This window comes from Burkholderia sp. AU45388 (assembly GCF_030481585.1).
Lineage (GTDB): Bacteria > Pseudomonadota > Gammaproteobacteria > Burkholderiales > Burkholderiaceae > Burkholderia > Burkholderia sola.
The window spans coordinates 153756-166390 of the sequence record NZ_JAUJPV010000013.1; the positions used below are offsets into that span (position 1 = coordinate 153756).

Genomic DNA, 12635 nt, shown 5'->3' on the forward strand with positions numbered 1-12635 from the left:
CTGATAAATATGTTAGTTGCGCATCGAAAGCGCCATTCAATACAGTCGCGCTGTAGTAAAAAATCCCGCTCATTATCGACAGGAGGGCAGTCCCCATGCATGCAAACGCCTGGACGACAAACCGCGACCCCGTGCTGCGCTTGCCGTCCCCTGCGGATCTGGCCGGCGCACTGCCGCCGGCGTCGCGCGCGTCGCGCACCGTTCATACGACCCGCCGCGCGATCGTCGACGTGCTCGACGGCGCGGACGACCGGCTCGTGATCATCGCCGGCCCGTGCTCGATACACGATCCCGACGCCGCGCGCGACTACGCGGCACGGCTCGCGCTGCAACGCGCGCGCTTTGCGGACGAGCTGGAAATCGTGATGCGCGTGTACTTCGAGAAGCCGCGCACGACGGTCGGCTGGAAGGGGCTGATCAACGACCCGTTGCTGGACGGCAGCGACCGGATCGACGTCGGGCTGCAGACGGCCCGCGCGCTGCTATGCGACGTCAACGGCACGGAGATGCCGGCCGCGACCGAGTTTCTCGATCCGCTGTCGCCGCGCTACCTGGCCGATCTGGTCGCGTGGGGCGCGATCGGCGCGCGCACCGTGGAGTCGCAGGTGCATCGCGAGCTGGCGTCGTCGCTGCCGATCCCGATCGGTTTCAAGAACGGCACCGACGGCAATGTCCAGGTCGCCGTCGATGCGATGCGCGCGGCGGCGCACGCGCACCGTTTCCTGTCGATCGATGCCGACGGCCGGCTATGCGCGAGCGTGTCGCAAGGCAATCCGCATACGCACGTCGTGCTGCGCGGCGGGCGCGAGCCGAATTTCGACGCGGCCGCGGTGCATGCCGCCTGCGAGCGGATGACGACCGCGCACGTCGCGCCACGCGTGATGATCGACGTCAGTCACGGCAACAGCCGCCGCCAGTACCGGAACCAGCTCGCCGTCGGCGCGGAAGTCGCCGCGCAGGTGGCGGCCGGCGATACGCGCATCGTCGGCGTGCTGATCGAGTCGAACCTGATCGAAGGGCGGCAGGACCTCGTGCCCGGCGTGCCGCTGCGCTACGGGCAGAGCATCACGGACGCGTGCCTGTCGTTCGCCGATACCGCGCGGCTGTTCGAGACGCTCGCGCACGCCGTGCGTACCCGGCGACGCGGCCATGCGCTGCCGCCCGGCGCGGAGTTCGCGCACGAGCCGCTGCTCGCCTGCTGCGCGTGAGCGGCCCGGCGCGATGCGCTCAGACAGCGGCTTCGTCATGGATCCGCGTCGCGTCGCCGGCCCACGCATCGCGATAGCGGGCCAGCCAATGTTCGGCCTGCGTCGGCGCGCCGGCGACGATTGCGTCGAGCGGCGCGAGATACATCGATTCGTCGCGGCCGGCCGCATCCGTGCGCGCCCGCGCGCGCAGGCCGCGATGCGCGATCGCGAGCGCATCGGCCGCCATCGCGCGTAACGACCGGCCGCCGGCCGGCGTGTCGAGCCCGGTGCGCGGCACGTCGCGACGCAGCGCGAGCAGCGTGCCGCGGTCGATCTCGGCGGCCAGCGTCTCGGCTTCCGACAGCGCGGCCGGATCGTACAGCAGGCCGGTCCAGAACGCGGACAGCGCGACCATCATGTCCGGCGAGCCGGCATCGGCGCCGCGCATCTCGAGATAGCGCTTCAGCCGCACCTCGGTGAACACCGTCGTCAGGTGGTCCGCGAAATCGCCCAGCGTCGGCATCTCGCCTTCGAGATGCGGAATGCGCCGCCGCATGAAATCGCGGAACGTGTGCCCGGTCGCGTCCGCGTAACGATCGCCGCGCCGCACGAAGTACATCGGCACGTTGTCGAGCAGCCAGCTCACGTAGCGTTCGAAGCCGAAGCTGCGCGACAGGAACAGCGCCGGCACGCCGCAGCGATCGCCGTCGGTATCGAGCCACGTGTGGGCGCGCGTCGACAGCAGGCCCGACGGGTGGCCGTCGAGGAACGGCGAATTCGCGAACAGCGCGGTCGCGACCGGCTGCAACGCGAGCGACACGCGCAGCTTGCGCGCCATGTCGCTTTCCGATGCGAAATCGAGGTTGACCTGCACGGTGCAGGTGCGCTGCATCATGTCGAGCCCGCGCGTGCCGACGCGCGGCATGTAGCGCCGCATGATCGCGTAGCGCTGCTTCGGCATCCACGGCAGCGCGTCGCGCGACAGGTGAGGGTGAAAGCCGAGCGGCACGCAGCGCAGGCCGAGCGGGTCGCATGCCGCACGGGCCGCGGCGAGGTGCGCGTGCAGTTCGGCGTGCGTGTCGTGCAGCGTATCGAGCGGCGCACCCGACAGTTCGAGCTGGCCGGCCGGTTCGAGCGAGATCGCGGCGCCGTCGCGCTGGATCACGCCGACGGTCTGCCCGGCATCGACGATCGGCGTCCCGTCGCCGCGCAGCCGCGCCAGCACCTCGGCGATGCCGGCCGGTCCTTCATAACGCGCAGCCGCGTGCGTCGCGCGGGAAACGACGAACTTCTCGTGCTCGGTACCGATCCGGAACTGCGCGGCCGGCTTGCAGCCGGCGGCGAGATGATCGGCGAGCTGCTGCTCGGAGACGATCGGCGTGTTGTCCGATCCGACGGCATTCGACATCGACACCCTCCACAGGTCACATTGGGCGACCGACCGGCCGGTCGCACGGCGACTATAGCGACGTCGACGCGCGCGCAGTACTGGCAGGGGTGATAGGGGGCCGGGCGATGCCGCGCGGCATTACGGTTGCTTGCGCTTCGCGAAGTAGTGCGCGGGCGAATCGCCGAACGCGCGGCGGAACATCGCGATGAAATTGCTCGGCGTCGCATAGCCGAGCGCGTCCGCGATGTTGGCGACGCTGTCGCCGTTCGCCAGACGTTCGAGCGCATGCGTGAGCCGCGCCTGCTGCCGCCACTGCGCGAAGCTCGTGCCCGTTTCGGCGACGAACAGCCGGCTCAGCGTGCGGGCGGACAGCCCGGCCCATTCGGCCCACGCGTCGAGCGTCCGGCTGTCGTGCGGCTGCCCGAGGATCGCGTTGGCGATCCGCAGCAACCGCCGGTCGTGCGGCATCGGCAAGTGCAGCGGTTCGTGCGGCGCGCGGCGCATCTCGTCGAGCAGCACGACGCTCATGCGCGCCTGCTCGAGGTCGAGCCGGTCCTGGTCGGCCCACGACACGGCGCGCCGCACGAGCGCACGCATCAGTTCGCTGATCGCGATCACGCACGGCTGGCCGGGCATCCGGCGGCTCGCGGCCGGCGCGATCACGACGCTCCAGCCGCTCAACGCGCCGCTGATGCTGACCTTGTGCTGCTCGCCCGGCGGAATCCAGCCCGCGCGATGCGGCGGCAGCAGCCACGAACCGTGCGGCGTGCGCACGTGTGCGAACCCGCTTTCGACGCAGAACACCTGGCCGCGCAGATGGCTGTGCCAATCGACCTCACGCGTGCCGAGCTGGTAGGCGTTGCTGCCGTCGTCCTCGCCCCAGACGGCGATCAGCGACGGGCCGTCCGCGCGTTCGCTCGGATCGGCGTCGGCGCGTTGCACCGCGCGGGCGGGAGAAGCTTCTCGGATGGGCATGGCCGGAATTCATTATTTTTTGTCTAAACAACATTATCAGCTTTGCCGGGGAGCGTCCAACAATGCGTGTCGTGTTCAAACCAAAACGAATCCGAGGAATGCGATGCATGCAGCACTTGCTCCGCCGCCACGCGATGCCGTCGCGCCGCGCGTCCTGTCGCGAATGGCCGTCGCCGTCGTGCTCGTCATGCTCGGCGCATGCGCGAGCCGCGACGGGCTCACACCCGCCGGCACGCTGCGCGGCGCCGATACGCTCGCCGCATCGCGCAGCCTCGCGCAGGCGCCCGTCGCCGACTGGCCGGCCGCCGACTGGTGGGTTGCGCTGAACGATGCGCAGCTGAACGCGCTGATCGACGAAGCGCTTGCCGGCAATCCCGATCTCGCGACCGCCGATGCGCGTGCGCGCGAAGCGCAGGCGCTCGTGATCGAAGCCCAGGCTGCCCGCTTGCCGCACCTCGTCGGCCGCGCCAGCGCGAAAGGGGAACGCACGTCCGGCACGCAGTTCTCGACGGCCGAGGGCGGCGGTTTCTTCAGCCACACGCGCGAGATCAATCTCGGCCTGAGCTGGGATCTCGATCTGTGGGGCGGCCGCCGCGCGGCGTGGGAGGCCGCGCTCGGCGAAGCGCGGGCCGCGCGGATCGATGCACGGGCCGCGCGCGTGCTGCTATCCGTCAACGTCGCGCGCGCCTACGTGAATCTTGCCTATGCGTTCGATCAGCAGGACGTCGCGCGGGCCGAATACGACCGCGCCGACGAAGCGCTGTCGCTCACGCGTCAGCGTGTCACGAAAGGCATCGACAACGTCGCGCAGCAGCGCCAGGCCGAAAGCGAAGTCGCGGCCGCGATGCGCGAGCAGGCACGTGCGGCGCAGGCGATCGACAGCGCGCGCATCGCGCTCGCGATCCTGCTCGGCGCCGGCCCCGATCGCGGTCTCGCGCTCGTGCGGCCCGCGCCGCTGCCCACCGCCGCGCTCGCGGTGCCGGCCGACCTGCCGGCCGCGCTGCTCGGCCGGCGCGCCGATCTCGTCGCCGCACGCTGGCGGGTGGAAGCCGCGAGCCGCAACGTCGCGGCCGCCCGCGCGGACTTCCTGCCCGACGTGAGCCTCACCGCGCTGATCGGTCTCGCGACGCGCGGCGGCGCATCGCTGTTCCAGGCCGCCTCGCGCACCTACAACGTCAGCCCGGCCGTGAGCCTGCCGATCTTCGACGGCGGCGAACGGCGCGGCGTGCTGCGCAAGCGCGACGCGCAATACGACGTCGCGGTCGCCAGCTACAACAAGACGCTGATCGGCGCGATCGGCGAGGTGGCCGACGATCTGCACCGGGTGCATTCGCTCACGGTGCAGGCCGATGCGCAGCAGCGCGCATTCGACGCCGCCACCGACGCATGGCGGCTCGCGGATGCGCGCTACCGGGCCGGCGTCGGCAGCTACCTCGATGCGCTCGTCGTACGCCAGCAATTGTTGATCGCGAGCCGCGAAGTCGCCGCGTTGCGCGCCCAGCGCGCGGACCAGTCGCTGCAGCTCGTCGCCGCGCTCGGCGGCGGCTTCCACGCCGAGCCGGACGACGTCGCGCTCGCCGCCACTCCTTCCCACCGTCCTTGACATCGAACCATGAGCAGCGACAACACCTTGCAGACTCCCGCGCGGCCCGCGACCACCGATCCCGCCACTGCCCGGCAGCCCCCGTCGGCCGACCACACCGGTGCGCCGCGCGCGCCAGGCGGGTCGGACGCCCGCACGCAACCGGCGCCCGGCGGCGCCGCACCGGCCACGCCGCCGCCCGCACGACGCAAGCACCTCGTGCGTGCGCTCGTCGGCGTGTTCGCGCTCGGCATCGTCGGCTGGGGCATCTGGTACGGGCTCGTCGGCCGCTGGTACGAATCCACCGACAACGCATACGCGCAAGGCAACGTCGTCGAGCTGACGCCGCAGGTGACGGGCACCGTCGTGTCGATCGACGCGGACGACGGCGACCTCGTTCGCGCCGGCACGCCGCTCGTCCGTCTCGACGCGAGCGACGCGCAGATCGCGCTCGCGGCCGCGCAGGCCGACCTCGCGGCCACGGTGCGCAAGGTGCGCGGCCTGTACAGCAACGAGCGCGGGCTCGCGAACAGCATCGACGGCGCACGCGCCGACCTCGACGCGCGGCGCACCGCGCTCGACAAGGCGAAGGCCGACTACCGGCGCCGCGAGGATCTCGGCCGCTCCGGCGCGATCTCGCGCGAGGAGCTCGCGCATGCGCTCGACACGCTGACGTCCGCGCAAAGCGCGTACGCCGCCGCGCAAAGCGCGCTCGCGACGTTGAGCGAACAGCACCAGACGAGCAAGGCGCTCGTCGACGACACCGCGGTCGCGTCGCATCCCGACGTTCAGGCCGCGGCGTCGCGGCTGCGCGCCGCCTATCTGGCCCGTGCGCGCACCGACATCGTCGCGCCCGTCACCGGCTATGTCGCGAAGCGCACGGTGCAGGTCGGGCAGCGCGTGTCGCCGGGCGTGCCGCTGCTCGCGGTCGTGCCGCTGCGCCAGTTGTGGGTCGACGCGAACTTCACCGAAAAGCAGCTCGAGCACATGCGGATCGGCCAACCGGTCGAGCTGAGCGCCGACCTGTACGGCGACGCCGTGCGTTATACGGGCCGCGTGCAGAGCCTCGGCGTCGGCACCGGCAGCGCGTTCTCGCTGCTGCCCGCGCAGAACGCGACCGGCAACTGGATCAAGATCGTGCAGCGATTGCCGGTGCGCATCGAACTGACGGACCCGTCGCAACTCGACGCGCATCCGCTGCGCATCGGCCTGTCGATGCATGCGCGCGTCGACCAGCACGACCGCAGCGGTGCGATGCTGTCGCATCGCGCGCAGGATACGCCGGTGTTCCGGACCGACGTGTACCGCGACGAACTCGCGCGCGCCGACAGCCTGATCGCCGACGTCGTGCATGCGAACCTGCCGGCGGCCGCGCGTACGGAGCGTGTGCGATGAGCGGCCCGATGCCGGCCGCGGACGCCGGCTTTCGTCCGTCGAGCGTCGCGCTGACGACGTTCGGCCTCGCGCTCGCGGTGTTCATGCAGGTGCTCGACGGCACCGTCGCGAACGTGTCGTTGCCGACGATCGCCGGCAACTTCGGCGTCAGCACGACGCAGAGCGCATGGGTCGTCACGACGTTCTCGGTCAGCAATGCGATCGCATTGCCGCTGACCGGGTTTCTCGTCAAGCGTGTCGGGCAGGTCCGGCTGTTCGTGTGGGCGACGCTGGCGTTCACGTTCGCGTCGCTGCTGTGCGGCCTCGCGCAAAACCTGCCGCAGCTCGTCGCGTTCCGCGCGCTGCAGGGCCTCGTGGCCGGGCCGATGATCCCGACCACGCAGGCGCTGATGCTGTCGATCTACCCGCCGCAGCGGCGCGGCTTCGCGCTGTCGATGATCGCGATGGTGACCGTCGTCGCGCCGATCGCGGGCCCCGTGTTCGGCGGGTGGGTGACGGAACATTATTCGTGGCGCTGGGCGTTCCTGATCAATCTGCCGATCGGCGTGTTCGCCGCGATGTGCGTGTTCGCGCAGATGCGCGCGCGCGTCGAGACGACGGTCGCCGCGCGTGTCGACTACGTCGGTCTCGCCGCGCTCGTCGTCGGCGTCGGCGCGCTGCAGATCGTGCTCGACAAGGGGAACGAAGCCGACTGGTTCAACTCGACGTTCATCGTCGTGATGTCGGTGGTCGCCGCGTTCGGGATCGCGCTGTTCCTGATCTGGGAACTCAACGAGCCGAACCCGATCGTGAATCTGCGGCTGTTCGCGCATCGCAACTTCGCGGCCGGCACGCTGACGCTGGTGCTCGCGTACTCGGCGTTCTTCGCGGTCAACGTGATCGTGCCGCAATGGCTGCAGCGCACGCTCGGCTATACGGCGTTCTGGGCCGGGCTGGCCGTCGCGCCGATGGGCGTGATCCCCGTGCTGATGACGCCGTTCATGGGCAAGTACGCGCCGCGCTTCAACATGCGCGTGCTGGTGTGCTGCGCGTTCGCGATCCTCGGCACGTCGTCGTTCCTGCGCGCGGGCTTCGTGCCCGACGTCGACTTCACGCACATCGCGCTGATCCAGCTGCTGCAGGGCCTCGGCCTCGCGCTGTTCATCATGCCGATCAACAGCATCCTGCTGTCCGACCTGAAGCCGGACGAGATCGCCGCGGGCTCCGGCCTGTCCACGTTCCTGCGCACGCTCGGCGCGAGCTTCGCCGTGTCGATCACGTCGTTCCTGTGGGACCGGCGCGCGATCCTGCATCACGCGCAGCTCAGCGAACACCTGAGCACGTTCGATCCGGCCGTTCGCGCCGAACTCGCGCAGCTCGGCGGCGGCGATCCGCAACGCGCGGCGACGCTGCTCGGCAACCTGGTCGACGCGCAGGCATATCAGATTTCGTTCAACGACGTGTCGTTCGCGCTCGGCTGCGTGTATCTCGCCGTGATCGCGGTGGTGTGGCTCGCCCGCCCGCCGTTCGGCCCCGGCGCCGCCGCGAAACGATGAAGCGGGCGCCGCGCGGCCCGTTCCGACCCATGCTGTTCAATTCGATGGAGATTGACCCGATGCCTACCCACCACGCTCAGAACGCGCCGTCCGCGCTGGCGGCGCTCGCCGTGTTCGACGTCACGGAATTTCCGCTCGTCGTCGTGCGCAACGATGCAATCGCATCCGCCGGCTACGCGCAGCGCTGGCTCGACGACATGCACGCGCTGATGCGGCACGGCGAGCCGTTTGTCATGATCTTTCCGCCGGCCCGCCCCGACGAGCCGCACGACGACCGCAAGGAGCGCGGCATGTGGCTCAAGCAGAACCGCGCCGCGCTCGCCGCGGTTTGCCGCGCGCTCGTGTCGGTCGAACCGGACCCGCGCGAGCGTGAAGCGGCCATCGCCAACGCGGCCGGCATCGAAAAGGCGTTCGGGATTCCGTTCGACGTGACGGCTTCGCTCGACGACGCGAAGCAGGCGGGTCGGCGACGCTTGACGGAGGCGGTCTAGCGCGGCCCGTTCGCGCGCAACGCCTCGAACCGGTTGCGCAAGTCCGCCTGATTGCAGATTCCAGCTAATAAACGGGGTGGCTTGTATGAAAGGACTGGATTGCCTGAAATGGTTGGTACCCGGCGACACGGATGCGTCATGGCAGCGGATGACCGACGCGGCCGCCGGCATGGGATTCGACAAGGTCGTGCTGATCGTGTTGCCGTTTACCGGCGCATCGTTCGATCTCGCGCGCAAGTGGAGCAGCGGCGTGCCGGGCTGGACGGCGCTGTACCGGCAGCGGCAGTTCGACCGCATCGATCCGACGCTGCAACATTGCTTCCGCTCGGCGCTGCCGCTCGTCTGGGACGACACGCTGTTCGGGCTGGCCGGGCAACGGCCATGCTACGAAGCGGCGGCCGCGTACGGCATGCGCAGCGGCGTCGTGCTGCCCGTGCGCGGCCCGAAGGGGGAGGTCGGCATGCTGTCGTGCGCGAGCGCGGACGATCTCGCCGCCACGCGCGAGCGCTGCGACCGGCATCTGGCGGCGCTCACGCTGTTGCGCGACATCGCCTGCGAAGCGATCGCGGGCACGCGCTGCCACACACCGCCCGACAGCGTGCCGCGCCTCAGCCGGCGGGAAGTCGAATGCCTGCGCTGGCATGCGGCCGGCAAGACCTCGTGGGAAATCGGCCACATCCTGAACGTGACCGAGTCGTGCATCAACTTCCACTTCATGAACATCCGCCGCAAGTTCAACGTGTCACGTCGGCACGAAGCCGTGCTGCGCGCGGTCGAGTGGGGGCTGATCAGCATCTCCGACGTGACGGTGCCGACCTGACGCTGATGCCGGCGTCTCGTCGAGCCAGCGGTCGAGAAACGCGCTGAGCCACGCGGCCGTCGCGCGATCGTGCCGGTGGCCTTCGCTGGCCTGCGTCGCCAGATCCTGCGCGCCGGGCGCCGTCAGCTTGTGCGCGGCCGCGGTGCTCCAGCGCCGCATCATCGGATAGCTCACTTCCGGATGGAACTGGACGCCGTACGCGCGCGGCCCGTAACGAACCGCCTGGTTCTCGAAATGCTCGCCGGTCGCGAGGATCTCGAGCCCGGCCACGCGCTCGAAGCCCTCGCGATGCCACTGGTACACGTGCGACGGCCATGAACCGAGCCGCCGGCCGGCTGGCGTCGCGGCGATCGGCCAGTAGCCGATTTCCGCGCGCCCGTCGCGATGCGCGTTCACGCGGCCGCCCAGGTGGCGAATCATCATCTGCGCGCCGAGGCAGACGCCGAGAAACGGCGCCGCCTCGCGCAGCGGCACACCGATCCAGTCGATCTCGTCGCGGATCCAGCGATCGCCGTCGTTGGCGCTCATCGGGCCGCCGAACACCACGGCGCCCGCATGGTCGGCGAGCGTCGCCGGCAACGGATCGCCGAGCGGCGGGCGGCGGATGTCGAGCGGATGGCCGCGGGCGGCGAGCAGCCGGCCGATCCGGCCGGGGCTCGACTGCTCGCGATGCAGCACGATCAGGATCGGACGAAGGGCTAAGTGCGTCATGTCGTGTGGTCGGTAGAAGGTCAGCCCGGCTGGCCGCGCAACGCGTCGAACGACACCATCACCTGTTCGCGGTAGGCGGGCCGTCGGCACAGGCGGGCGTACCAGGCCTCGACGTGCGGCAACGGCGGCCGCTCGACGTCGAGCGAAAAATAGCGGAACAGCGTCGCGCCGGCCGGGATGTCGGCCAGGCCCGGCGACGCGCCACCGAGAAACGGCTGGGTCGACAGCAGCCGGTCGAGCAGCCGGTAATGCGTCGCGCTGCGTGCGGCCTTGTCGAGCACGATCGCGTCGTCGCGCCGCTCCGGCGGCGTTCGCACGAGTGCCCAGAACAACCCGGTCATCACGTCGGGTTCGAGCGCGGTCTGCGACCAGTCCATCCAGCGCTCCGCGCGGGAACGGGCGAACGTGTCGCGGCACCAGAACGGATTGTTCGGCACGCGCGCGGCCAGATAACGCAGGATCGTGTGCGACTCCCACACGACGTCGCCGTCCCAGTCGATCACCGGAATCCGGCAGGTCGGATTCAGCGCCGCGAATGCGGGCGTCTGCAGCGAGCCGTGCTCGCCGCCGACCGCAATATGCCGGTAAGGCAGGCCGAGCTCGCCGATGAGCCACAACACCTTCTGCACGTTGAACGACGTGCGGCGGCCCCAGACGGTCAGCATCGCGCGGCATCCTCGCAGGCGGCGATCGACGCGCATGCCGCGTAGCGGTCGAGGCCCGCCGCAAGATCGGCGATCAGGTCGCCCGCATCCTCGAGGCCGATGTGCAGGCGCACGCCGCGGCTGCCGGACGGCCAACGCGCCGCGAGGCCGTGCGCATCCAGCTCGAACGGCAGCGCGAGGCTCTCGTAGCCGCCCCACGAATAGCCGAGCCCGAACAACGCCAGGTGATCGAGAAACGCGTCGATCGCATGCGCGGGCGCCGGCTGCAGCACGACCGAGAACAACCCGGACGCGCCGCGGAAATCGCGGCGCCACAGCGCGTGGCCGTCGTCGCCCGGCAACGCCGGATACAGCACGCGCTGCACCTCGGGACGCCGCTCGAGCCAGCTCGCGACCGCGAGCGCGTTGCGCTGGTGCTGCCGCAACCGCACGCCGAGCGTGCGCAACCCGCGCAGCGCGAGATACACGTCGTCGGGGCCCGCGCACAGTCCGAGATCGCCATGCAGTTGCTTCAGCGCGGGCCATGCGCGCGCGTTGGCCGACACCGTGCCGAGCATCGCATCCGAGTGCCCGACCAGATACTTGGTGCCGGCCTGGATCGACACGTCGATCCCGAACGCGTGCGGCTGAAAGAACAGCGGCGTGGCCCAGCTGTTGTCCGCGATGACCTGCGCGCCGTGTGCATGCGCGAGCCCGACGAGGGCAGGGATGTCGTGCATGTCGAACGTGTAGGAGCCGGGCACCTCGACGTACAGTGCGCGCGTGTTCGGACGAAACGCGGCGGCGACCGGCGTGCTGCCGTCGTACCACGTCGTCTCGACGCCGAGCCGCGCCAGCACGCCTTCGCATGCGTGACGCACCGGACCGTACACCGATGCGGTCATCAGCAGATGGTCGCCGGGCTTCAGGCACGACAGCAACGCGAGCGTGCATGCAGACAGGCCCGACGGGCACAGCACCGCGCCGGCGCCGCCTTCGAGGCTCGTCACCGCGCGCTCGAGCGCGTCCGTCGTCGGCGTGCCGCGACGGCCGTAGATATACGGCTGCGTGCGGTTCAGCAGATCCGACACCGTCGGGCTGAGCACGGTCGACGCGTGGTACACGGGCGGATTGACGAAGCCGTGCCACGCGGCGCTGTCGCGGCCCGCGTGCGCGAGCCGCGTGTCGTCGTGCAGGCGGTCGTGCGCGCCGTCGCACGCCGGCGACGGCGGTTCGTCAGGCGTCACGGCCATAGTGCACACCGCTCCCAGTGCTCGCCGGCGCGACGATAAGCCTGCCGCGCGAACCGGCGCGAACTGTCGGCCCGCCAGAACTCGACTTCGTCGGGTGCCAGCGCATACAGGTGCCAATCGGCCGACACGAGCGCCGGATCGGCGGCCAGCCGTTCGAGCTGCGCGTCGATCGCACGCGTCAGGTCGGCCGGATCGTCGAGCCGTTCGCTTTGCCGTCCGGCCAGGATGCTCGCGCGCGACCGCTCGGGGCGGCTCGCGAAATCGGCATGGCCTTCGGCGTCCGGCAATCGCTCGACCGGGCCGCTCAGCCGGATCTGGCTCGCGATCGCGGGCCAGTAGAACGTCAGCGCCGCGAACGGCCGGTTCGCGAGCTGGCGCCCCTTGGGACTGCGCGCGTTCGCCGCGAAATGCCAGCCGCGAGCGTCGAGGTTCAGCAGCACGACGGAACGTGCATCGGGCCGTCCGTCCGGGTGGACCGTCGACAGCGTGCTCACCTGCGGTTCGAGCGCGCCCGCGGTCACGGCCTCGTCAAGCCAGCGTTCGAACTGCGCGTGCGGCGTATCGGCCCAGTTGTCGGCCGGCACGTGCGGTGCGGCATACGCGAGGGTTTTCAGCGCCTTCAGGCGCGTGGCGATCGTATCCATGGCGACAC

12 protein-coding genes are annotated in these 12635 nt (G+C 70.4%); 6 read left to right on the forward strand and 6 right to left on the reverse strand.

From position 1 onward, the window contains the following. Window positions 1-95: 95 nt before the first annotated feature. Window positions 96-1208: a 3-deoxy-7-phosphoheptulonate synthase gene (locus QZM72_RS21140; RefSeq protein WP_301739104.1), complete on the forward strand. Its 1113-nt coding sequence runs from the start codon at window positions 96-98 to the stop codon at window positions 1206-1208. A 19-nt stretch (window positions 1209-1227) separates the two neighbouring features. On the opposite strand, the gene QZM72_RS21145 is transcribed toward QZM72_RS21140, so the two are convergent. Further along, the gene (locus tag QZM72_RS21145; RefSeq protein ID WP_301739105.1) at window positions 1228-2595 is read right to left on the reverse strand and encodes a glutamate--cysteine ligase; all 1368 of its coding nucleotides are present in this window, start codon (window positions 2593-2595) and stop codon (window positions 1228-1230) included. Between the two features lie 120 nt (window positions 2596-2715). Continuing rightward, window positions 2716-3552: a helix-turn-helix domain-containing protein gene (locus tag QZM72_RS21150; protein ID WP_301739106.1), complete on the reverse strand. Its 837-nt coding sequence runs from the start codon at window positions 3550-3552 to the stop codon at window positions 2716-2718. Between the two features lie 103 nt (window positions 3553-3655). On the opposite strand from QZM72_RS21150, the gene QZM72_RS21155 reads away from it, so the two are divergent. The 5 genes from QZM72_RS21155 to QZM72_RS21175 all read left to right on the forward strand — a co-directional run bounded on the left by QZM72_RS21155 (window position 3656) and on the right by QZM72_RS21175 (window position 9375). Beyond that, window positions 3656-5155: an efflux transporter outer membrane subunit gene (locus QZM72_RS21155; protein WP_089467468.1), complete on the forward strand. Its 1500-nt coding sequence runs from the start codon at window positions 3656-3658 to the stop codon at window positions 5153-5155. 9 nt (window positions 5156-5164) lie between these two features. Continuing rightward, a complete protein-coding gene (locus QZM72_RS21160) occupies window positions 5165-6529 on the forward strand; it encodes an efflux RND transporter periplasmic adaptor subunit (protein WP_301739107.1) in 1365 nt (454 codons plus the stop codon). Next, window positions 6526-8064, forward strand: coding sequence for a DHA2 family efflux MFS transporter permease subunit (locus QZM72_RS21165; protein WP_089467470.1), 1539 nt, complete (start codon window positions 6526-6528; stop codon window positions 8062-8064). The genes QZM72_RS21160 and QZM72_RS21165 overlap by 4 nt, the downstream gene beginning before the upstream one ends. Before the next feature lie 59 nt (window positions 8065-8123). Next, a complete protein-coding gene (locus QZM72_RS21170; protein ID WP_089467962.1) occupies window positions 8124-8555 on the forward strand; it encodes a hypothetical protein in 432 nt (143 codons plus the stop codon). Window positions 8556-8640: 85 nt separating this feature from the next. Further along, on the forward strand, window positions 8641-9375 hold the full coding sequence (locus QZM72_RS21175) for an autoinducer binding domain-containing protein (RefSeq protein ID WP_089467471.1): 735 nt from the start codon (window positions 8641-8643) through the stop codon (window positions 9373-9375). Here the strand turns inward: QZM72_RS21175 and QZM72_RS21180 are convergent. The 4 genes from QZM72_RS21180 to QZM72_RS21195 are packed head-to-tail and all read right to left on the reverse strand — an operon-like array spanning window position 9298 to window position 12627. Next, window positions 9298-10086: a glutamine amidotransferase gene (locus tag QZM72_RS21180; protein WP_089467472.1), complete on the reverse strand. Its 789-nt coding sequence runs from the start codon at window positions 10084-10086 to the stop codon at window positions 9298-9300. The two genes, QZM72_RS21175 and QZM72_RS21180, sit on opposite strands and share 78 nt — an antisense overlap. 20 nt (window positions 10087-10106) lie before the next feature. Continuing rightward, the gene (locus tag QZM72_RS21185) at window positions 10107-10751 is read right to left on the reverse strand and encodes a glutathione S-transferase family protein (RefSeq protein WP_089467963.1); all 645 of its coding nucleotides are present in this window, start codon (window positions 10749-10751) and stop codon (window positions 10107-10109) included. Further along, window positions 10745-11983, reverse strand: coding sequence for a cystathionine beta-lyase (gene metC, locus QZM72_RS21190; protein WP_301739108.1), 1239 nt, complete (start codon window positions 11981-11983; stop codon window positions 10745-10747). Before metC ends, QZM72_RS21185 begins: the two co-directional genes overlap by 7 nt. Beyond that, complete coding sequence (locus QZM72_RS21195; protein ID WP_179233389.1) at window positions 11974-12627, reverse strand: pyridoxal 5'-phosphate synthase; 654 nt, start codon at window positions 12625-12627, stop codon at window positions 11974-11976. The genes metC and QZM72_RS21195 overlap by 10 nt, the downstream gene beginning before the upstream one ends. Window positions 12628-12635 lie beyond the last annotated feature (8 nt).